This is a genomic window from Roseovarius sp. MS2 (assembly GCF_051447875.1).
Lineage (GTDB): Bacteria > Pseudomonadota > Alphaproteobacteria > Rhodobacterales > Rhodobacteraceae > Roseovarius > Roseovarius mucosus_A.
On sequence record NZ_JBKHVF010000001.1, the window covers coordinates 3,449,521 to 3,469,956 of the forward strand.

The window sequence follows — 20,436 nt, forward strand, 5'->3', positions numbered from 1 at the left end:
ATCGGGTGGTGCCCGCCGTTCTATACGCGCTTGAGGCGCGCGCCAACTGCCCGCGCCTATTTGGGGCGCAGGAACCGGATCGGCCCTTCTGCGCCGATCACCAGCGGCACATCGCCCCCGGCTGTGGCAAACAGCTCACCATCAAGGTTCAATTCGCCGTCAAAGCGCAATTCGATCCGCGCACCACGAAAGCTTTCATAGCCATTTTCTGCGGTGACATGCCGGTTGGGATGCCCGCGCAGTACCGAGGGAAAGGCGCGGGCAAACCGCGCCGCACCACCCCGGATTGCGGTCAGGCCAATAGGGGCCTTTTGCTTGGCCCAGAAGGGCCGGATACCCAGAAACAGCCGCCCCAGCGTACTGGCCACAAGGATCAGCATCGGGGCTGCGTCGCGGGTCACAGGCGTGGGCGCGCCATCCTCAACCCGCAACGCCACATGGGTCGGCTGATAGAATCTCGGGTCTTGGCGGATAAGACCCCAGACCGAGCGGATCAAGATGATGCCAAGGCTGATCTCGCCGCCCAGCCCGCGCGAATGCACGGTCTTATGGGCAAAGCGCGTGGCCTGCATGATCGCCCCGGTGCCCAGAAACATACCGTGCCGGATATGGCCATCCGCAGCGCCCGTTACCCGCATGATATGGCGCGCGCGAATATCCCCCGAAAGGGGCGCGCCGCGATCAAGCCAGCGAAAAAACCGCTTCAACGCCCGCCGATGCGAAGAGGCGGTGCCAATATCCCCCGCCGTCATATTGGCGGTGCCGCCGGGCAAAAGCACGATCAGCGGCAGGCTCTCCCGCGGCCAATGGCTCAGGATCATGCCCAGAGCGGCGGCAATCGTGCCGTCGCCGCCATTGATCACCACCACATCGGGCCGTGAGGCGGCCAGTTGCGGCACCAGCGCTTCGGCCTCTTGGGGCGAGCGGGTTACGTGATGGGCAACCTGCGGATAGGCCGCGAGCCGCGCCTCGATATGCGCCTGCCATTTGCGGTTATTGCCGCTGGTGGGGTTGCTGATCATGCATATGCGGGTCGTGCTCATGTCAGCGCCCCGACAAGAGCGGATCAATCCGCGCAAGGATACGCGCCACATCGGCATCGGTGGCCGACAGGGCAGGGCGGTCGCCCATTCTGGCATCCTGACCTTCGCCCATCCATGTGGCCAGCCCGCGATCAATCAGGATCTGGTGAAACCGGGGGAAGTGCCGGGTTTGTTGCAGCATCCGCAAATGATAAAGCCCACGCGCCAGTGCGAGGCGCAGCCGCTCGGCCGGCCCTGCATTGCGGCGCGCCTGAAACATCCACGCCGCTGCGCGCCTGCGGGCATCGTCAAGCTTGCCCAAGGGACCAAAGGGTAGGGGCACGATTTCCAGCGCCTTTCCAAGCCGCGCCACCTCGACCAGCATCGAAATACTGTCGCCGGTCACAACAAAACGGTCTGCCAGTGCCAAAAGGCCGGTATAGGGGTTTTCACTGTCGGGTTGGGTCCAATCAAAGCGCTGCACGCCCTGGGGTAGCCCAGAAGTTACGCGGTCCAGAAACCCAGCGGGTGTGCGGCGCGACCCGACGATATAGGGCGTGCCGCCCTCGGACAGCACCTGTGCCATCCGTGCGCGCAACCGCGCCTCCATCTCTGCGTTATAGATAAAGGGGCTGGTCGGCCCACCGATGAGAAACACCACCAGTGGCCGGGGTAAAGCGCCCAAGCGCTCTTGCCACGCCTTGCGCCCCGCCTCCAGCCGCTCGGGGCTGATCTTCATCAAGGGCAGGTCGATCTGCATCACGTTTTCAAAGGGCGCGGGCAGGGTTTCGGCACTGGTCACGATCAGGTCAAACTGCGCCATCTGATGCGAGAACCAGCCCGCAGGCTTGCCCACAAGCACAATCCGCGTGCGCCCGCCCGATTGCTTCTTGATCCAGAGCGCCACATTGGCCGGACGCCGCCCGCGCGTCAGGATCACATCTGGCCAAGGCGGCTCGATCGGATCGCTCAGGCTCTGGTCAATGTGATAAAGCGTGGGGCCGACGCGCGGTTTGCCCACCACGAATTTCGGCAGCATTTCGAGGTGCCGCAGTTCCGACACCCAGCCGCGTTCCCGCGCCAGCGCTTCGGCGACAATCTCGACTTGCGCATTGTCGCCGCGCTTGTCCCCCAGAACCCGCCAGATGCGGGGCATCGCGTCAGGCTGGCTCATTCCGCCGGTTTGTCCGCATTTGCCGTGGCCGCATAGCGATAAACCGGATCAAGCCGTGCCTCGACCAGCGCGTCGATCACTGCCACTTGGGCATCGTCGAAATAGTCGCGATACCCGCCCACCTTGGCGCGCCGCGTCTTGTAGCTGTCGGGATTGCTTTTATCGCCGGGGGCCACCCGCGCGCCACTCAGGCGGAAACTGCTGTCAGCCTCTTTCTTCTTCATATTCTCGAACGAGGCATAATCCACCGCCTCTTGGATGGCGGCGGCATCGGCGGGAATGTCCAGAAACTGCGCCACCTCGGTCAGAACCGTGTGGGGATTGGCGCGCATATCCTCATACCGAATAAGGCAGAGCGCGCGCATCTTGTCCATTTCCCGCGCCCAAAGGTTCATAAAGTCGATGATCTTGGGCAGGCCGCCGCCCTCATGCAGGACAAAATCATAGATCGGCGTTTCATCGTCATGGGCCGGGTATTCATTCAGCGCCTTTTTCTCCGATGGCATCCGATAGCGCCATTGAAAGAATTGCGACACCGCCACATCGCGCGGGTCGCGCATCATCAACAGAACCTTCTTGTCGTAGAAATCCGCCTTGTTGTCGGTGTTTCCGGTGAAATCGCCGATGTAATTGTCATGGGTAAAGAACAGACGCGGCGCGCGCCGGTCCATGTTGTGAAAATTGTCGAACCCGATCAGAATATCCTCGGGCAGGTCATAGACCTGTTGATAGAGCCGCGAAATCATCACCCGCAGCCATGTGCGCCCACTTTTGCCAAAGGATACAACCACCGCATCGGCGCGTTGCAGGCTGGCGAATTGCTCGCGCCCGCGCATGTGGCGTTCGGCGCGGATACGCTCGTCTTGATCTGCGCCTGTCATGTCCATCTTGAGCTTGAGCAGGCGGCGGCTGGCCTTGCGCCAGACAACCTTGCTGGCCTCGGGAAAGGAGGCGCGGAGAAGGCGGAGGGTGTCACGCATGGTCTTGGGCCTTTTCTGCCGGTGTCGCGGGGGGATGTGCCACCATGACCGGTTTTGGGGGTCGCATACCCATTCTACGTCCAATTTGCCATATCAAAAGCATCACTGCGTCAGCGGAGCCTTGCTCAGAACCAGATCCGCGATGGTGGGGCCAAACAGGCGCTCGCCACAGGGACTAAAGTGATCCACATCCCAAAAGGTCAGGCAATCGCCCTGTAACAGCGCGTCAGGCCCGAAATCGAGCGCGTCAAGCAAGGACAGGTAACGATACGCAGTCTGCCCCTCGGCCTCGGATTTGAGCCGCGCTTCAAGCCGGTCGAAATGCGCCAAGGCCACGGGATTGAACTGTAGCCGCTCGGTGCTGTAATTTCCGGGATTGCTCAGGTCCACCCGTGCCTCGGCAAAAGGGCCAAGCCAGACCACATCCAGCCCCTCGGGCAGCTTTGCCAGATAGGCCGAGGTCAGGGTCACATTCTCTTCGGCAATCCGTCCCTCGGTGCCCGGCTCAAAGGCTGCATCACTGTCGCCCTCGTTGCGGTGATCAAGGATGTAATGCGAACCTGAGACGTGAAAGACCACCTGCGCCACCGCGTCGCGATTGCTGGTCAAAAAGGGGATCGCCGCCTCGTAAGAGCATTTGGCCTTGTATTGGTAGGGGCGACAGCCGCCACGCGTCAGACCAACCAAAAACGGAAACCGCTCAGTGCTGCGCAGGGCGTTGTAAACATTCTCGGCATGAGAATCCCCAAGGATAAATATCCCCGGCCCATGCCGCGCGGCGCAGTCTTGCAACCGCGCGCCAAACTCCTCTGTCAGCTCTTCATCGCGGAACCGGCAGCCGTCATCGGCCACGCGCGAGCGGGTCGCGGTCGGGCTATATCTCTCGTAATTGGCGCGGGTGACGGAATCGAGCCGATGCTCAAGGTAATGCGCGCGGAACCCGTCGGTTTCCTGCCCCAAAAGGCCCAGACCGCCCAGAACCACCATACAGGCAGCCGCAGTGCCAAAAAGGCGCAGGGGCGGCAGCGCGTGCATGTGCCGGAACGGTCGCTCGACATAGCGCCAACTCAGGCAGGCCAGCGCAAAGGCCAGCGCGCAGGCGGCCAGCATGAGCCACAGGTCTTCTCGCCCGGTGCCGATGCGTGTGAACACCAGCGCGGGTACATGCCAAAGATAGAGCGAATAGCTGACCAGCCCGACAAAGACGACCGGACGCCAGCCCAAAACCTGCCCGGTGAGGCTCTGCCCTTTGGCAAAGGCGATGACCAATGCCGCGCCCACACAGGGCAAGAGCGCGGCAAGCCCCGGAAACGCGGTTTCGGTGTCATAGGTGAACACAGCCAAGAGAATGAGCGCCAGACCCAACAGCGCGCCATGCCGAAACCGCCCGCCATCGCGCAGCGCGGCCCCCTGCGGCGTGGTCAGCCAATAGGCAATGAGAACGCCCACCAACAATTCCCACAGCCGCGCATAAAGCAGGAAAAAGGCGCGCGCCTCATTGCCCCGCGCAATCTGCCATTGCGCCAGCGCAAGACTGAGGAGCGCCACGGCCATGAAAATGCGGACCTGCCATTTTGCCCCCGCCCGCCATGTGAGCAGCACCGCCATGGGGAAGATCAGGTAGAACTGTTCCTCGACCGACAGGCTCCAATTATGCAAAAGCGGTTTGAACTCTGCCGCCGTCGCAAAATAGCCGCTGACCTCAAGGAAATAGACATTGGCGAAAAACACGGTTGAGGCGGCGATACTGCCGGAAAATTCGGCCATCGCCGACGGGTCCAGCAGCGCCCAGGCGATGGGATAGCTGACCGCCATCATCACAAAAAGCGCCGGAAAAATGCGCCGAATACGGCGGCCATAAAATCCGGTGAGCGTAAAGTTGCCCGCGGCACGCTCGCTCAGGATAATCGACGTGATCAGATAGCCGGAGATCACAAAGAACACATCGACGCCGACAAACCCGCCGGGAAACCACGTAACGCCCGCGTGATAAAACACGACCGGCAAGATCGCTATCGCACGCAAACCGTCGATTTCGGGGCGATACTTCATGATGAACGCACTCGGCACACGTCGGGATTTTCAGTCACTGGCGCGGATCAGGCCATCCGCTCGACGGTCTGGTATTCTTTCTTGCGGTTCTTGGCGAAGCCGAATTTCTTCTTGCGCCCCGTCGCGGTCGAGGTGATCAGCCGGTAAGAGACATCCGTGTGCCGCATGGCGATCCCGTGAAACAGACCGGCCCACCATTCGGGGGATTTGACCGTGCAATGCACATTCTGCCCATTGGGCAGCACCTTGACCGCCGGATAGCAGGCGACATTGGCGTAAAGAAACTTGCGCGCATAGCCAAACATTTCTTCGACGATCCACGGCACATCGGGCGTGGTGATATGTTCCAGCACATCGGTGCAGATCACCCCATCATACTGCCGGTCGGGCAATTCCTTGAACGGTTCATGACCCGGGTCATAGCAGCGGATATCGGTCACGCCCCAATAGTCCTGAATGCTGGGCACCGTCAGCTCTTTGGTCAGCGCCACATCGCGCAGGTCATATCCAACAGCCTTGCCCGCGCCGTAATCCAGAATATCCGCCGCGCCGGTTCGGTCGATCATCTCTTTGATACCGGGCGCGTGGCGGATCAACATTTTACCGGGAAAGGTCTGGGTGCCGGATTTTCCAGCCGCCGCTTCGCCCTCTTCGTGCAGCCTCTCATACATGGCGACCATGTCGAGATACTCGGGGCTGGGATTGCCGCGTCCGTAAGAGGTCATGCTGTCTGTCCGTTCTTGCAAAAGGAGGGTTCGTCGAGATTTTGACGCCCTCTTAATCGCTAAGGCGCGACGTTTCGACATTAAAATTGTCGCGGGGGGAGCAAAAGTAGCGGGGCCGCGTGTTTTTTTGCAAAGTTTCGTCTGGTTTTTCTACGCTTCTCGATCATTCGGCCTAATTCATATGTCAGGAATAAACGTTAAGAAAACCATCAGCTGCGCGAGTGGCTGTGATTAAATCTGCGGGAAATCAAAGGCTTGCATGCTGCTTGACACCTGTTGGAACTCTCCACGCCTTCCACGTTCTGGAAACGCTGCGTCTTTATGCGCTGAATTGCGCCGCCGAGAGCCCTCATTGGAAGTAAAAGATACATGATAAATGTCTCTTAAAGGCTGATCCACCCCGCACATTTGGAACGATTTTTGCAGCAATTGTTGAGGATCCACCCCATAAGGATAGGTTCCCGACAAGAGAAATATAAACTACCGGTTGTATTCATTGTTGTGTGTCATTGGTAATCCGGTGTTTTAGACCGTTGAGGATGATTGAATGATACGAGTTGTAGATCAAACGGACCGGAATTCGGGCACCACGGTCACGCCCGAAATGTTCGGCACCAACCTCACGATCACCACCAATATTTCCTTGCGGGACAAGGTGATCGACCGGTTCACAGAGGCGAATATCACCAATTTGCGGTTCCCCGGTGGCTCGATCACCGAAAGCCATTTTGACATTTCCGACATTGCAGGCGGCAGCCACGAGCGCACGGTGGGATCGTTCGAGAATAGCGGCGCGCTTGATCTGATCGCCTTTTCCGACTTTCTCGATTTCACCGCCACGCTTGGCACCAGCACAACCTTTGTTATTCCCACCTCGGTGGGTTTCACACAAACCGCAGGCGAGGCGCTGTTGGCGGGCACCTATGGCGGCCGGCTTGTGTCCGCGAGCTATCTTCAGGATGTGGCCGATTTCGTCACGATGGCGGTGCAAAGTGCGGCGGCGGCAGGTGTGCGGATCGACGCCTTTGAGATTGGCAATGAATTCTGGGGCTCGGGGCGTATGGCCGCGCATGAATACGGCAGTTTGGCCGCTGCCGTGGCCCAAACGGTTGAGACAACGTTGTTCGATCTGGACCTTGTTCGCGCAAAGCAACCTGACATCGTGGTGCAAACCCTCAGTGCTGCGGGCGTCTATTCGCCAAATGGCGGCGGCGTGCTGTATGTCGATCCCCTCACACGGTTTGTGTATCAGCCAACCCAGATTGGTGATGCGGGCGTGCCGCCGCTCACACAGCTCACGCAGGTTGCCGTGCCCTCGCAAGGGAACGCCAAAACCCAGAACACCGTGATCCTTTCGGCTTTCGCGCAAGAGTCGATGTTGGTGCAGGCCGCAAATGGCGGAATTTTCTCGATCGACGTGTCTGATGCAGCCAATGCAATCGATGCCATCAGCGAGCACTATTACCTCGATGGTGGTTTGGGGGCCGTCGATACGCAGGAACAATTCGGCTTTACCCAGCTTGAATTCTGGCGGATGAATCTGGGCAACCGCAGCGCGGCCTTGCCGGAACTCGATTACTACATCACCGAGTGGAACGTAAGCCGCACAGGCGACGTGAACGAGGCAAACAATCGCGGCCTGCAACACGCAATCCTTGATGTTGCCATGTTCTACGAGATGGTAACGCATGACGTGACCACCGCGCATTACTGGCCCTCACTCTTCAACAACAGCCGCTCCGTCACGCTGGTCTGCACCTGTCGCGGGCATCTGACCATCGCAGGAGAATCGTATTCCCTCTTGCACAAAGCCGTTGGTATGACCCCGGTTCTGGATTTTCTCGAGGCGGATAACATCACGATCCACGGGTTCGAGAACGGCCCAGAGTCGTTCTTCATCCTGGCCGATCTAAGCGGCACAGCCACAGACAAGACGCTTGATTTCAGTGCCGTGCTCGATCCCTCCGCGACGCTCTATCGCGTGTCCTATAGCGAGCTATGGGATGGCGGGGCCGGGGGACAGGACGAAGAAGCCGCACAAGTCGTGCTTGAAACTGAGTTTGTCGATCTGATTTCCGCCGAGGATCTGGAATCCTTTCTTGTGACCATGCAGGCTTGGTCCCTGGTCTATCTGCATCTTGAGGCGGTCACCGATGGTGTCGCGGCCAAACCCGGACAGGCGAGCCGGACCGTGACAGTCACCGTGGGTGATGACCCGCTCAGCCTTGGCGATGTGCCGGGCGAAGAGGATCATCATACCAATGTCAAAGGGCCACGGTTCATTCTCAACGGCGGCGCGGGTGACGACACGCTCAATGGCGGGGCAGGCGATGACCGCCTCATCGGCGGCTTGGGCGATGACCTGATGCTTGGCGGTATCGGGGATGACGTGGCCGTTTTTGAAGGTGTCACCTTTGATACGGTGGCGTTCAGCCTGACGCCCGGTGGGCTGCGCGTCGTCTCTGCGCTTGGGATTGACGACCTGACAGATGTCGAATGGATGGAATTCGCGGATCAGACGGTGTCTGTGGCTGAGGTGCGCGTCGCGATGCTCGGGTTTCCGGGCGATTTCGTTATGGCGGGTGACGCGGGCGAAATGCTGTTCGGCACAGACTCGGACGATACTCTCATCGGCGGCGACGGCGATGATATAATTTCGGGGGGCTTGGGCAATGACAGTCTCGATGGCGGCGCAGGCAATGACAGGATTTCCGCCTCTGATGGCAATGATTTCATACTAGGTGGCCCCGGAAACGATGATATCGGCGGTGGTCCGGGCAATGACACCATCAACGGCGGCGAGGGCGATGACATTATTGGCGGCGGCTTTGGGGCGGATAGCATCTTGGGCGGCGACGGCAATGACGTGGTCGCAGGAGGTGCCGACAATGACACGCTCTCGGGCGGCGCAGGCAATGACAGCATATCGGGCAGCTTTGGCAGTGATCTGATCTTTGGCAATGATGGCGCGGATGACATCGGCGGCGGCACCGGTCAGGACACCATCAACGCAGGTGCCGGCGATGACAGCGTGGGCGGCGGCGAGGGCAATGACAGCATCCTTGGCGAAGACGGCAACGATTTTCTCGCCGGGGGCGGTCGCGATGACACGATCAACGGCGGCACTGGCGATGACACGATCAACGGCGGCTCGGGCAGTGATCGCATGAGCGGCGGTGCAGGCGCGGATCAATTCGTGTTCTCGTCCTTTTTCGATAGCGAGGTGGATGTGATCACCGATTTCGAAGATGGGGTGGACAGCTTTTTCATCCGCCGGTTTGATCCCGACACCGGGTTTGAGAATATCACCAACGGCGGCAATGGTCTTGTCGGCTTCCTTGCGGCGCTGAACATCACCGACACCGCAGCGGGCGCAGAGATGAACGTCAATGGCAACACGATCCTTGTCGAAGGCATCACCGCCGCACAACTGACGCTTGAGGATTTCCAGTTTCTTTAATGGTTCTCGCGCTAAGCCACTGCATCAGAGCGCCCAAGGGCGCTCTTTTGGTATCAACAACATTGGCCCACGCAAGGGCATAGATTTCATAGCTTGAAACTGGCGGCATTCGGTTTTACCGAACGCGTAAAGCGTTGGTGGGTGAGGTCATGAATCTTTTTACGATTAACGGTTTCGCGGCGCGTATTGATGGCATCTTTGTACTCCCGAATGGCACACTCTCGGTCCTGGCTGGGAATTTCCGAACTGTGTCGCTGGAACTCTCCGTGCCAGCCGATCAATTCTCTTATCGCTTGGCAGAGCCCGCCACCGCCGGAGAGATTCCAGACGTCATCATCAACAACCTCAGCGAGTTTCAGATCGCGCGCCTTGATGGCATTGACCTCAGACTGGATGATAACGCGATTGGCCTGGCGTCTTTAGGGGTGCTTACAGCTACATCTGGCTCTGCTGTCATGCTGTCGTTTTTTAATGTCCGGACCAATGACAATTATTTCTTCCAGTTAGGCACCTCCTCTGTTCCGCAACCCAATGATCTTGAGTCTTTCAGGCAATTTGTCTCCTCCATCCGTGGCGGCAACCCTGTGACCCAAGGGCCATTCGCCCCAAATCAGCCGATTGCAATCAGTGCCTTCGCCAACACAACGGTGTCAGAGCTGTCTGACGACGAGCTTGTGATTGGCACCAACGCTCAAGACTTTCTTACAGGTGGCGTGGGGCAGGATACCTTGCAAGGGCTTAACGGCAATGACGTGCTAAACGGCGGCACCGGCGATGACCTGCTGGACGGCGGCGAAGGTTTCGATACGGCCACTTATAACATTGGCTCGCCGAGCGAGTTTCAGATCACTCTGACTGAGACCGGCTTGCGCCTCGCCTCGCCCTTTGAAGGCGTGGATGATCTGATCAACATCGAGCAGGTCGAATTTGCGGGGCAATCCGTTCTGGTGAGCGACCTGATCGAGGAAATCGTCGGGCGTCCGGGCGTGTTTCTTGTGGCCGCAGAGGGGGGTGATACCCTGATTGGCACTGATGACAACGATACCCTGATCGGGGAACAGGGCCATGACGGGCTCGCGGGCGGGCCCGGCAACGACACGCTCGAAGGCAACGGAGGCAACGATTCCATTTCCGGCTCGGATGGCAATGACCTGATTTCCGGCGGTGCTGGCAACGACAATATCGGCGGGGGTCAGGGCGATGACACCATCGACGGCGGCAGTGGTGACGATATCATCGGCGGCGGCTTTGGCGCGGATAGCATCACGGGCGGCGCGGGCAATGACGTGGTTGCCGGTGGTGCCGATAGTGACACCCTGTCCGGCGGCGATGGCAATGACAGCGTGTCGGGCAGCTTTGGCAACGACCTGATTTTTGGCAACGGGGGCGCGGATGATATCGGCGGCGGCACCGGGCGGGATACGATTGACGCAGGCGCAGGGGATGATCGCGTGGGCGGTGGCGAAGGCGATGACAGTATCCTTGGCGGTGACGGTGATGACTTCCTCGCTGGTGGCGGGCGTAACGATCTGATCGACGGCGGCGCAGGCAGTGACACGATCAACGCGGGCGCTGGAAATGACACGATCACTGGCGGTGCGGATGCCGATTTGTTCGTGTTCAGCGCCTTTTTCGACGGCGAGTCGGATGCGATCACCGATTTTGAGGATGGTTCAGATATCTTCCTGATCCGCCGCTTCGATCCCGATACCGGCGTTGAGAATATCAACAACGGTGGCAACGGTCTGGCGGGCTTTCTGGCAGCGATGAATATCGTCGATTGGGCGGGCGGCGCGCAGATGACTGTGAATGGCAACAACATCCTCGTTGAGGGGGTCACCGCCGCGCAACTGACGGTGGACGATTTCCAGTTCCTGTGATCGTCAGAGCGCCTTTGGCACGGCCACACCTTCGGCCAGATCCGCAAGCGCAGATTTGAGACGGGGACCGGCGAAATCCAGAAAGGCGCGCAGCTTGGGGGCCATGAGGCGCGCCTCGGGATACACGAGATTAACGGGTTGCGGCGGCAGGGTATGGGCCTGTAACACCGGCACCAGACGCCCCGCCCGAATGTGGCTTGCCACCATATAGGACAGGGTGGGCGTGATGCCCTGACCCAATATTGCCGCGTCGATGGCGGCCACCGCGTCGTTGATTTCGAGACGCGGGGCAAGTGCCACGCTGGCACTGCGCTGCCCGCTGCGATGCCGCCACTCGCGGTTGGGCATCAGCCCGGTAAAGGCGATCACCGCATGGTGGCGCAGGTCCGCAGGGGCAGCGGGCGTGCCGTGTTGCGCCAGATACTCGGGGCTTGCCACCAGAATGCGATGCACCGTACCCAACCGTTTGGCAATCAGCCGCGACTCGGGCAACTCTCCGATGCGAATGGCCAGATCCACGCCTTCCTCGACCAGATTGACCACCCGGTCGAGCAAGAGCACCGAGACCGACACACGCGGATGCGCCACCAAAAAGCTGCCAACCATCGGCCCAAGGGCGGAACGGCCAAACGTCACCGACGCGGTGACCGTCAAATGCCCCTGCGGCGCGGTTGTCTCTCCCATCGCCTCACGCTCTGCGGTGTCAAGATCACCAAGCACGCGCCGCGCGGCACCCAAGAACCGCTCGCCAACATCGGTGATGGTCAGACTGCGCGTGGTACGCTGAAAGACCCGCGCGCCCAACCGATCCTCAAGCGCGGCAATCGCCCGCGTCACCGCAGGCGGCGACAGGTGCAGGCGCCGCGCCGCACCCGCAAAGCTGCCCGCCTCTGCCACAGCGATGAACACCTCGATCTCGTGCAAACGGTTCATCAATTATTCCTTTCAACGGAATAAACCATTCCACATTTCATCTATTCTTTCAAATACCATTCTGCCCCACCTTATGCCCAAGCGCGGCACATTGCCTGCGCGCTCTCAATATAAGGACAAAAGACATGGCCCGTATTCCTGTTATCGACCCGAAAACCGCCACAGGCGAGGCCAAGGCGCTGCTGGATGCCGTGCAATCGGCGCTTGGTATGGTGCCCAATTTCATCCGCGTTCTGGCCAATAGCCCCGCGGCGCTTCAGGCGTTCCTTGGGCTGCATGGCATTGCCGGTGCAGGGGCGCTTGACCCATTGACGCGCGAACGCATCGCGCTTGCGGTGGCCGAACAGAACAGCTGCCAGTATTGCGTGTCTGCCCATACCGCGATTGGCCGCAAGGTGGGGCTGGACAGTGACGAAATCCTTGCCAACCGCGCGGGCCGTTCCGCCGATGCCAAGGCCGAGGCGGCGCTGACCTTTGCCCGTACGCTGGTCGAACATGCAGGCGAAGTGAGCCAAGCAGAGTTTGCCGCCCTGCGCGCCGCTGGTCATTCCGACGCCGAGATCGTCGAAATCATTACCCATGTTGCCATGAATATCTTTACCAATATTCTGGGCAAGGCCACACAGGTCGAGATCGACTTTCCCAAAGTCACGTTGAACACCGCCGCTTGAGCACAGACCGGCACAGCGCCGCCCAGCGCTGTGCCCCCAACCAAGGATCGCCAATGACCCAAGACACTCGTCCCCCGCTTCCTCCCTTTACCCACGAGACCGCAACCCAAAAAGTGCGCATGGCCGAAGACGGCTGGAATGGGCGCGACCCCGCGCGCGTGGCGCTGGCCTATACGCCCGATAGCCGTTGGCGCAACCGCGCCGAATTTCCAGTTGGCCGCGAGGAAATCACGGCCTTTCTTACCCGCAAATGGGCCCGCGAGCTGGAGTATCGGTTGATCAAGGAACTTTGGGCCTTTGCCGAGAACCGTATCGCCGTGCGCTTTGCCTATGAATGGCGCGATGATGCCGGCAATTGGTATCGCAGCCATGGCAACGAAAACTGGGAATTTGACGAAAAGGGCCTCATGCGCCTGCGCTTTGCCAGCATCAATGACCAGCCGATCAAAGAGTCTGAGCGCAAGTTCCACTGGCCACAAGGGCCGCGCCCCGCTGATCACCCCGGCCTTTCCGATCTTGGCCTATAACCCCCAGAGGATGTCATGCCCCATCATTTTGCGAATATCGCCTTCACCCCAACGGTGACACGGCTGCAAGAGGAGCAGGGCAGCCGCGCATCCTATGCCCGGATGCAGGCTGCGGACGGTCCGGTGAACCTCTATTTGAGCGAGGTCGAAGCCGAGTTCATCGCGGCCCGCGACTCTGTCTATATGGCCACAGTCACCGAAACCGGCTGGCCCTATATCCAGCATCGCGGCGGGCCTATGGGCTTTCTTCGCGTGCTGGACGATCGCACCCTTGGCTTTGCCGATTTTCGCGGCAATCGCCAGTATATCAGCCTTGGCAACCTCAGCACCGATGACCGCGTGTCGCTGTTTTTGATGGACTATCCAAACCGCCGCCGGCTCAAGATTCTTGGGCGCGCGCGGGCTGTGGGTCTTGAAGATACGGCAACACTGGCGCGGCTGGACCTGCCCGATTACCGCGCCCGCATCGAGCGTGGGTTCTTGATCACCGTCGAAGGGTTTGACTGGAACTGCCCCCAGCACATTACCCCACGCTTCAGCATGGAGCAGATCGACGGCGTGACAGCCCCGCTCTTGTCGCGGATCGCAACGCTTGAGGCGGCGCTTGGCCTCTAGACCTGAGCGCGCTCACAGCGCGGCAAGGTCATCCAGCAAGAGGCCATACATCTCTTCCGCGCGCTTGATCCGACTGTGTTTGAGCGCGCGGGTCTCGACCCGAATAAGCGCCTCGATGCCGATAAAGAACGGCAGCCAAAGGTTGCGCTCGATCTCGGTCAGCGCGAAGACCTCGGCAAAAACCTCTAGCCCCTCGGCATCAACCCCCAGATACCGCCGCCCAGACGGGATCATGCCACGTCGCCCCATATGCACCAGAAAGCGGGCGATATCCTTGCAGACGGGCAACCGGCCAGAGCCGCCGGTGTCGATCCCTGTCAGGCGATCCTCTCCCAGAATAAGGTTATTGGGATGAAAATCACCATGGCTGATCGCGACGCGCCATTCAGCCCCGTCTAGCGCGGTCGCCATCTCTGTCAGATGCGCGAGAATGCCACTCTCGATGCGGCGTAATCGCCCAAACGGTTGCGTGGCAGCGGCCCGCGCGGCCCGCGCGAGCCAGCCCTTGGCATTGCCCGGCTTCCACCCCTCGCTGATCTCGACATAGTCCCGCAACCATTCGGCAGCGGGGCGCAGATGTTGCGCGCGGCGGCTCACATCCGCCTGCCAGAGATGTTCCAACAGCGCCTCACCGGGCGCGCGTTCCATCACCAAAAGCCGCGCATCCGGCAGGTAGCAAATAGGTTCGGCGACACGGTAACGCCCGCTCTGCATATGCGGCCAGATGCGCTGCAACTCTGCCCATTCCTTGGCCAAGGCCTCGGCGCCGCGTTCTTCAACCAACCGCGCCACCACCGCGCGCCCATCAAGACGCCCGGCCAGAACCGCGCGCTTGCCTGGTACAATGCGCAGCACCTCCGAGATGTCCAAGCCTGCAAGGTCCGGATGCGCCGTCACCAATGCCCGCAGGCAGGCATCCAAACGGGCCAACGCATCAAGGTCGGGCAGGGGGAGGACAGGCTCTGACATGGGCCAACTGTCCCTCAGCCGCAATGAAGCGTCAACCGAATTGCACCCCCCGCCACAGCACCCTATGCTAGGTGCTGAAATGCCCAGCACGAGGACCAGCCGATGACCGACACGCCCCCCTCCGAGATGACCTTTGAACAGGCGATGAAAGAGCTGGAGCAGGTTGTTGGGCGGCTGGAACGGGGCGATGTGGCGCTGGACGAGTCGATCACGCTTTATGAGCGCGGTGCCAAGCTCAAGAAACGCTGCGAAGAAAAACTGAAAGAGGCCGAAGAAAAAGTGGCCGCCATTACGCTCGACGCCGATGGCCAGCCCACCGGCACGACCCCGGTGACAGGTCTCTGATCCAGATGCAGGCTCGACTTGCCGCCGAGGCTGAAACCATTCAGGCGCATCTTTCCCGCGTTCTTGCCCCCTTTGGCACCGGCCCCGTGGCCGAGGGCATGCGCTATGCCACGCAGGGCGGCAAGCGCATCCGAGGCTTTTTGGTGATGGAAAGCGCGCGGCTGCACGATGTGCCTGAGACAGCCGCGATTTGGCCCGCCACGGCCATTGAGGCCTTGCACGCCTATAGCCTTGTGCATGACGATCTGCCCGCCATGGACAATGACGACCTGCGCCGGGGTCAACCCACCGTCCATATCAAATGGGACGAGGCAACCGCGATTCTTGTGGGTGACGCGCTGCAATCGCTGGCGTTCGAATTGGTGGCGCATCCCGATTGCGGCCCGGCCGAGGTGCGCGCCGGTCTGACACTTAGCCTTGCCCGTGCGGCCGGAGGGCAGGGGATGGTTCTGGGCCAAGCGCTCGACATTGCCGCCGAAACCGCCACATCGCCGCTCAACTTGGATGAGATCACGACGTTGCAAGCCGGCAAGACCGGCGCGCTCATCCTGTGGTCCGCCACAGCGGGCGCGTGCATGGCCCATGCCGATATGACCCCGCTAAGCACCTATGCCCGCGCGCTTGGTCTTGCGTTCCAAATACAGGACGATGTGATCGACGTGACCGGCGATGCCGCCGCCGCAGGCAAGGCTGTGGGCAAGGATGCCGCCGCAGGCAAAGCCACCTTTGTTTCACTGCTGGGGTTGGACGGGGCGCGCGCCCGCGCCGCATCCCTTGTTGACGCCGCTTGCGACGCACTATCTTGTTACGGGGAACGGGGCGAACGCTTGCGCGACCTTGCCCGTTTCGTTATCTCGCGCCAAAGCTAGACTTTGCTGAATTTACCCCACGGAGGGGCATGATGTCCGACCGCCCGCAAACACCGCTGCTTGATCAGGTCGCCAGCCCCGCCGATCTCAAAAGGTTTTCCGATAGCCAATTGGTGCAACTGGCGCATGAACTGCGCTCGGAAACCATTTCCGCCGTGTCGGAAACCGGCGGGCATCTGGGGGCCGGTCTGGGCGTGGTGGAGCTGACTGTCGCCCTGCATCACGTGTTTGACGCGCCGCGCGACAAGATCATCTGGGACGTGTCGCATCAGTGCTACCCCCACAAGATCCTGACGGGCCGCCGCGACCGCATCCGCACCTTGCGGCAAAAGGACGGGCTGTCGGGCTTTACCAAACGCTCGGAATCGCCCTACGACCCGTTTGGCGCGGCCCATAGCTCTACCTCGATCAGCGCCGCACTTGGCTTTGCCGTGGCGCGGGACCTTGGCGGCAACTGCCCCTCAGGCCTTGGCGATGCCATCGCGGTGATTGGCGACGGGGCCATGTCGGCAGGCATGGCCTTTGAGGCGATGAACAACGCAGGCCACCTGAAGAAACGCCTGATTGTCATCCTCAACGACAACGAGATGTCGATTGCCCCGCCAGTGGGCGCGCTGTCCTCTTATCTCTCGCGGCTCTATGCCGAGGCTCCGTTTCAGGATTTCAAGGCCGCCGCCAAAGGTGCCATTTCCCTGCTGCCGCCCCCCTTTCAAGAGGGCGCGCGCCGTGCCAAGGACATGCTCAAGGGGCTGGCCGTGGGCGGTACATTGTTCGAGGAACTGGGGTTCAGCTATGTCGGCCCCATCGACGGCCATGACCTGCACCAACTCTTGCCAGTTCTGCGCACCGTCAAGGCACGCGCCACCGGCCCGATCCTTATTCATGTGCTGACCAAGAAGGGCAAGGGCTATGGCCCTGCCGAGCGCGCCCGCGATGGCGGTCATGCGACCGCCAAATTCGACGTGCTGACCGGCGAACAGCGCAAATCGCCCTCGAACGCCCCCAGCTATACCGGCGTCTTCGCCAAGGCGCTGCTGGCCCATGCCGCACAGGATGACAAGATCTGCGCCGTGACCGCCGCCATGCCCGATGGCACCGGCCTCAACCTCTTTGCAGAACGCTACCCCTCACGTCTCTTTGACGTGGGCATCGCGGAACAGCATGCCGTTACCTTTTCAGCCGGTCTGGCGGCGGGGGGGCTCAAACCCTTTTGCGCGCTCTATTCCACCTTTTTGCAACGCGGCTACGATCAGGTGGTGCATGATGTGGCGATTCAGCGCCTGCCGGTGCGGTTCGCCATCGACCGTGCGGGGCTTGTGGGTGCAGACGGCGCCACCCACGCGGGGGCCTTCGACACCGCCTTTCTCGCCAATCTGCCCGGTTTTGTGGTCATGGCCGCCGCCGATGAGGCCGAGCTTGTCCATATGGTCGCCACTGCCGCCGCCCATGATGAGGGCCCGATTGCGTTCCGATATCCACGCGGCGAGGGGATGGGCGTCACCATGCCCGAACGCGGCGAACCGCTGGAAATTGGCAAGGGGCGCATCATCCAGACGGGCGCGCGCGTGGCGATCCTCTCCTTTGGCACGCGCCTCTCAGAGGTGCTCAAAGCCTCCGAAGCCCTGCGTGCGCGCGGAATTACGCCCACCATCGCCGATGCCCGTTTTGCCAAACCGCTGGATGAGGCGCTCATCCTCGATCTCGTCCAGAACCACGAGGCGATGATCACCGTCGAAGAGGGCGCGATTGGTGGATTTGCAAGCCATGTCAGTCACTTCTTGGCCGAAGCTCAGGTCTTTGATCGCGGCTTCAAATTCCGCTCCATGGTCCTGCCGGACACGTTCATAGATCAGGCCAGCGCCGAGGATATGTATGCCGTCGCGCGTCTGAACGCCGCCGACATCGAAGCGCGGGTGCTTGACGTGCTGGGCATCGCACAACTGGCTGGAAAACGCGCCTGACATACCTATCTGGATGGGAAAAGGAGAAAGCGATGCGCCTTATCCCTCTCATTCTGGCGGCCTGTTTCGCCATAACCCCGGCCCACGCGCTCGATAGCAGCGCGGGCAAACTGACTGTCACCAAAATGGTTGACCAGCTCAACGATCCTTGGGCCATTGGCTTTCTGCCCGATGACAGCCTGCTCATCACCGAAAAAGGTGGCCGCCTTCTGCATGTCATAAAAGGCCAAGGTCGGGCCATCACCGGCCTGCCGGATGTTGCCACACGCGGGCAGGGCGGATTGCTTGATATTCTCGTGCCCCGCGATTTCGCGCAAAGCCGTCAGCTCTATTTCACCTATTCCAAACCGCAACCGGGCGGGGCAGGCACCGCCATCGCCTATGCCCGCCTTGCCCCCGGGGCGGATCGCCTCACCGATTGGACCGTGATATTCGAGTTGGAACCCGGCTCCTCTGGCGGGCGGCATTTCGGCTCGCGTCTGGTCGAGGGGCGCGATGGGATGCTCTACGCCACCATCGGCGACCGGGGCGATGACAGTTCTGCCCAAGATCTGGCACGGCAAAACGGCGCGGTCGTCCGGATCGCCCGCGATGGTGCCATCCCTTCGGACAACCCGTTCACGCAAACCGCTGGGGCGCAACCTGAAATCTGGTCCTATGGCCACCGCAACCCGCAAGGCGCGGCGCTTGATGCCGAGGGCAATCTCTGGGTGGTGGAACATGGCGCGCGCGGCGGCGATGAGGTGAACAGCATCGCCAAAGGCGCAAATTTCGGCTGGCCGGTGATTTCCTATGGTCGCCACTATTCAGGGCTGAAAATCGGCGAGGGCACGCAGAAATCCGGCATGGAACAGCCCGCGCATTTTTGGGATCCCTCCATCGCGCCCTCTGGCATGATGATCTATCAGGGCGATATGTTTCCGGAATGGCGCGGCGACATCTTTGTCGGATCCCTCAAATTCGACATGATCTCGCGCCTCGATGGCACGCCGCTCACCGAGGTGGAGCGCCTCAAATCCCGCGAAACCCAGCGCGTGCGCGACATCCGAGAGGCTCCCGATGGGTCAATCTGGTTTCTCAGCGTCGGGCAGGGTGCCGCCTACCGTCTCAGCCCGGGCTGATCTTCATCTGGCTTGAAATACCTCGGGGGTCTGGGGGCAGCGCCCCCAGCCTGCCCGCACCCTCAAACTGACAGGCGCGAGCTATGTGCGCCGCGTTCGCGGTAGGGCGTCGTGTTGTAATGCGCCCGGTAGCACTTTGAGAAATGCGAGGGCGAGGCAAATCCGCAGGCCAGCGCCACGTTGATCACGGTCATATCGGTCTGCATCAACAGGTTGCGCGCCTTTTGCAGGCGCAGTTCCATGTAATACCGCTTGGGGCTGCGGCTGAGATACCGGCGAAACAGCCGTTCCAACTGCCGGGTCGACATGCCCACATCGCGTGCCAATGTCGCAGGGCTGATCGGCTCTTCGATATTGGTTTCCATCATCTGAATGACTTGGCTCAGCTTGGGATGCCGAACGCCGATGCGTGTCGGAACGCTCAGACGCTGCGTGTCCTGATCGGTGCGGATCGAGCTATAGATCTGCTGATCCGCCACGGCATTGGCCAGCTTCTCGCCATGATCATCCGCGATGATATTGAGCATGAGATCAATCGACGACGTGCCGCCCGCCGTGCTCATCCGGTTGCCATCAATCACGAAGACCGATTTCGTCAGGGTGACATCCTCGAATTCTTCGAGAAAACTGTCATGGTTTTCCCAATGGATCGTCGCGCGCTTGCCATCCAAAAGCCCCGCGCGCGCCAGAACATAGGACGCGGTGCACAGCCCCCCCATGCGCAGCCCCTTGCGCGCCTCACGGCGCAGCCAGTTCAACATGCGCTTGGTGGCGGCCTTTTGCACATCCATGCCGCCGCAAACCAGAACCACATCCTCGCGGTTCAAATCGGAGAGGGCAAAGTCGAGATTGAACCGCACCCCGGCAGAGCAGGTGATCACATCCTCGGAATCACCTGTCAAAACCCAGCTATACAGCTCTTCTTCTGCCATACGATTGGCGATGCGCAGACATTCGATGGCCGAGGCAAAGCTGAGCAGGGTGAATCTGTCCAGCAACACAAACACAAAGCGTTTGGGCTCCTTCGGCGCTTTCACCGCGATCTTCGTGGCCTCTGACGTCATCATCACTCGATTCCCCGGCACAACGGCCTCTATAGCGGTCTGTCACGAATCTGTCGCGATTGACAAGA

At 60.6% G+C, this 20,436-nt stretch carries 17 protein-coding genes; 9 read left to right on the forward strand and 8 right to left on the reverse strand.

The genetic code is table 11. The features are described 5' to 3' along the window. Window positions 1–56: 56 nt before the first annotated feature. The 5 genes from ACLGGT_RS16875 to ACLGGT_RS16895 all read right to left on the reverse strand — a co-directional run bounded on the left by ACLGGT_RS16875 (window position 57) and on the right by ACLGGT_RS16895 (window position 5,953). On the reverse strand, window positions 57–1,043 hold the full coding sequence (locus tag ACLGGT_RS16875; protein ID WP_375553634.1) for a diacylglycerol/lipid kinase family protein: 987 nt from the start codon (window positions 1,041–1,043) through the stop codon (window positions 57–59). A 1-nt stretch (window position 1,044) separates the two neighbouring features. Further along, the gene (locus ACLGGT_RS16880) at window positions 1,045–2,196 is read right to left on the reverse strand and encodes a mitochondrial fission ELM1 family protein (RefSeq protein WP_437196965.1); all 1,152 of its coding nucleotides are present in this window, start codon (window positions 2,194–2,196) and stop codon (window positions 1,045–1,047) included. Further along, window positions 2,193–3,176, reverse strand: a complete 984-nt coding sequence (locus ACLGGT_RS16885) for a sulfotransferase domain-containing protein (RefSeq protein ID WP_151979293.1) — start codon at window positions 3,174–3,176, stop codon at window positions 2,193–2,195. Before ACLGGT_RS16885 ends, ACLGGT_RS16880 begins: the two co-directional genes overlap by 4 nt. A 102-nt stretch (window positions 3,177–3,278) precedes the next feature. Continuing rightward, window positions 3,279–5,228 (reverse strand): acyltransferase family protein, encoded by a 1,950-nt coding sequence (locus ACLGGT_RS16890; RefSeq protein ID WP_437196966.1) that lies wholly within the window; start codon window positions 5,226–5,228, stop codon window positions 3,279–3,281. Between the two features lie 47 nt (window positions 5,229–5,275). Then, complete coding sequence (locus ACLGGT_RS16895; protein WP_008280883.1) at window positions 5,276–5,953, reverse strand: class I SAM-dependent methyltransferase; 678 nt, start codon at window positions 5,951–5,953, stop codon at window positions 5,276–5,278. 547 nt (window positions 5,954–6,500) lie between these two features. Between ACLGGT_RS16895 and ACLGGT_RS16900 the strand changes: the two genes are divergently transcribed. Together ACLGGT_RS16900 and ACLGGT_RS16905 are read left to right on the forward strand one after the other, a co-directional pair. Continuing rightward, complete coding sequence (locus ACLGGT_RS16900) at window positions 6,501–9,413, forward strand: calcium-binding protein (RefSeq protein WP_437196967.1); 2,913 nt, start codon at window positions 6,501–6,503, stop codon at window positions 9,411–9,413. A 149-nt stretch (window positions 9,414–9,562) separates the two neighbouring features. Beyond that, a complete protein-coding gene (locus ACLGGT_RS16905) occupies window positions 9,563–11,293 on the forward strand; it encodes a calcium-binding protein (protein WP_437196968.1) in 1,731 nt (576 codons plus the stop codon). Window positions 11,294–11,296: 3 nt separating this feature from the next. Here the strand turns inward: ACLGGT_RS16905 and ACLGGT_RS16910 are convergent, their stop codons facing one another. Beyond that, window positions 11,297–12,226 carry a LysR family transcriptional regulator gene (locus tag ACLGGT_RS16910; protein WP_081506124.1) on the reverse strand — a complete coding sequence of 310 codons (930 nt, stop codon included), beginning with the start codon at window positions 12,224–12,226 and terminating at the stop codon, window positions 11,297–11,299. Window positions 12,227–12,351: 125 nt separating this feature from the next. Between ACLGGT_RS16910 and ACLGGT_RS16915 the strand changes: the two genes are divergently transcribed. The 3 genes from ACLGGT_RS16915 to ACLGGT_RS16925 are packed head-to-tail and all read left to right on the forward strand — an operon-like array spanning window position 12,352 to window position 14,039. Further along, window positions 12,352–12,897: a carboxymuconolactone decarboxylase family protein gene (locus tag ACLGGT_RS16915; RefSeq protein ID WP_375553628.1), complete on the forward strand. Its 546-nt coding sequence runs from the start codon at window positions 12,352–12,354 to the stop codon at window positions 12,895–12,897. Between the two features lie 53 nt (window positions 12,898–12,950). Then, complete coding sequence (locus ACLGGT_RS16920; RefSeq protein ID WP_437196969.1) at window positions 12,951–13,424, forward strand: DUF1348 family protein; 474 nt, start codon at window positions 12,951–12,953, stop codon at window positions 13,422–13,424. Window positions 13,425–13,439: 15 nt separating this feature from the next. Beyond that, window positions 13,440–14,039, forward strand: a complete 600-nt coding sequence (locus ACLGGT_RS16925) for a pyridoxamine 5'-phosphate oxidase family protein (RefSeq protein ID WP_008280889.1) — start codon at window positions 13,440–13,442, stop codon at window positions 14,037–14,039. 12 nt (window positions 14,040–14,051) lie between these two features. Here ACLGGT_RS16925 and ACLGGT_RS16930 read toward each other — a convergent pair whose 3' ends face one another. After that, window positions 14,052–15,008, reverse strand: coding sequence for a phosphotransferase (locus ACLGGT_RS16930; protein WP_437196970.1), 957 nt, complete (start codon window positions 15,006–15,008; stop codon window positions 14,052–14,054). A 102-nt stretch (window positions 15,009–15,110) separates the two neighbouring features. Between ACLGGT_RS16930 and ACLGGT_RS16935 the strand changes: the two genes are divergently transcribed. From ACLGGT_RS16935 to ACLGGT_RS16950, 4 genes are read left to right on the forward strand one after another with little or no spacing between them, the layout of a single operon-like run. Continuing rightward, entirely contained in the window at window positions 15,111–15,353 is a 243-nt protein-coding gene (locus tag ACLGGT_RS16935) for an exodeoxyribonuclease VII small subunit (protein ID WP_008280891.1), read from the forward strand. Window positions 15,354–15,358: 5 nt separating this feature from the next. Continuing rightward, complete coding sequence (locus tag ACLGGT_RS16940) at window positions 15,359–16,222, forward strand: polyprenyl synthetase family protein (protein WP_151979298.1); 864 nt, start codon at window positions 15,359–15,361, stop codon at window positions 16,220–16,222. A 32-nt stretch (window positions 16,223–16,254) separates the two neighbouring features. Further along, a complete protein-coding gene (gene dxs / locus ACLGGT_RS16945; protein WP_037297612.1) occupies window positions 16,255–18,183 on the forward strand; it encodes a 1-deoxy-D-xylulose-5-phosphate synthase in 1,929 nt (642 codons plus the stop codon). A gap of 32 nt (window positions 18,184–18,215) precedes the next feature. Then, a complete protein-coding gene (locus ACLGGT_RS16950) occupies window positions 18,216–19,304 on the forward strand; it encodes a PQQ-dependent sugar dehydrogenase (protein ID WP_437196971.1) in 1,089 nt (362 codons plus the stop codon). 62 nt (window positions 19,305–19,366) lie between these two features. Here the strand turns inward: ACLGGT_RS16950 and ACLGGT_RS16955 are convergent, their stop codons facing one another. Further along, window positions 19,367–20,368 (reverse strand): GlxA family transcriptional regulator, encoded by a 1,002-nt coding sequence (locus ACLGGT_RS16955; RefSeq protein WP_037297719.1) that lies wholly within the window; start codon window positions 20,366–20,368, stop codon window positions 19,367–19,369. Window positions 20,369–20,436 lie beyond the last annotated feature (68 nt).

Bases quoted from the DNA above. Each gene is read 5' to 3' on its own strand.
- ACLGGT_RS16885 (WP_151979293.1), bottom strand. From the start codon at position 3,176: ATGCGTGACACCCTCCGCCTTCTCCGCGCCTCCTTTCCCGAGGCCAGC.
- ACLGGT_RS16915 (WP_375553628.1), top strand. From the start codon at position 12,352: ATGGCCCGTATTCCTGTTATCGACCCGAAAACCGCCACAGGCGAGGCC.
- ACLGGT_RS16935 (WP_008280891.1), top strand. From the start codon at position 15,111: ATGACCGACACGCCCCCCTCCGAGATGACCTTTGAACAGGCGATGAAA.
- ACLGGT_RS16910 (WP_081506124.1), bottom strand. From the start codon at position 12,226: ATGAACCGTTTGCACGAGATCGAGGTGTTCATCGCTGTGGCAGAGGCG.
- dxs (WP_037297612.1), top strand. From the start codon at position 16,255: ATGTCCGACCGCCCGCAAACACCGCTGCTTGATCAGGTCGCCAGCCCC.
- ACLGGT_RS16905 (WP_437196968.1), top strand. From the start codon at position 9,563: ATGAATCTTTTTACGATTAACGGTTTCGCGGCGCGTATTGATGGCATC.
- ACLGGT_RS16880 (WP_437196965.1), bottom strand. From the start codon at position 2,196: ATGAGCCAGCCTGACGCGATGCCCCGCATCTGGCGGGTTCTGGGGGAC.
- ACLGGT_RS16895 (WP_008280883.1), bottom strand. From the start codon at position 5,953: ATGACCTCTTACGGACGCGGCAATCCCAGCCCCGAGTATCTCGACATG.
- ACLGGT_RS16930 (WP_437196970.1), bottom strand. From the start codon at position 15,008: ATGTCAGAGCCTGTCCTCCCCCTGCCCGACCTTGATGCGTTGGCCCGT.
- ACLGGT_RS16955 (WP_037297719.1), bottom strand. From the start codon at position 20,368: ATGACGTCAGAGGCCACGAAGATCGCGGTGAAAGCGCCGAAGGAGCCC.
- ACLGGT_RS16940 (WP_151979298.1), top strand. From the start codon at position 15,359: ATGCAGGCTCGACTTGCCGCCGAGGCTGAAACCATTCAGGCGCATCTT.
- ACLGGT_RS16920 (WP_437196969.1), top strand. From the start codon at position 12,951: ATGACCCAAGACACTCGTCCCCCGCTTCCTCCCTTTACCCACGAGACC.
- ACLGGT_RS16890 (WP_437196966.1), bottom strand. From the start codon at position 5,228: ATGAAGTATCGCCCCGAAATCGACGGTTTGCGTGCGATAGCGATCTTG.
- ACLGGT_RS16950 (WP_437196971.1), top strand. From the start codon at position 18,216: ATGCGCCTTATCCCTCTCATTCTGGCGGCCTGTTTCGCCATAACCCCG.
- ACLGGT_RS16925 (WP_008280889.1), top strand. From the start codon at position 13,440: ATGCCCCATCATTTTGCGAATATCGCCTTCACCCCAACGGTGACACGG.
- ACLGGT_RS16900 (WP_437196967.1), top strand. From the start codon at position 6,501: ATGATACGAGTTGTAGATCAAACGGACCGGAATTCGGGCACCACGGTC.
- ACLGGT_RS16875 (WP_375553634.1), bottom strand. From the start codon at position 1,043: ATGAGCACGACCCGCATATGCATGATCAGCAACCCCACCAGCGGCAAT.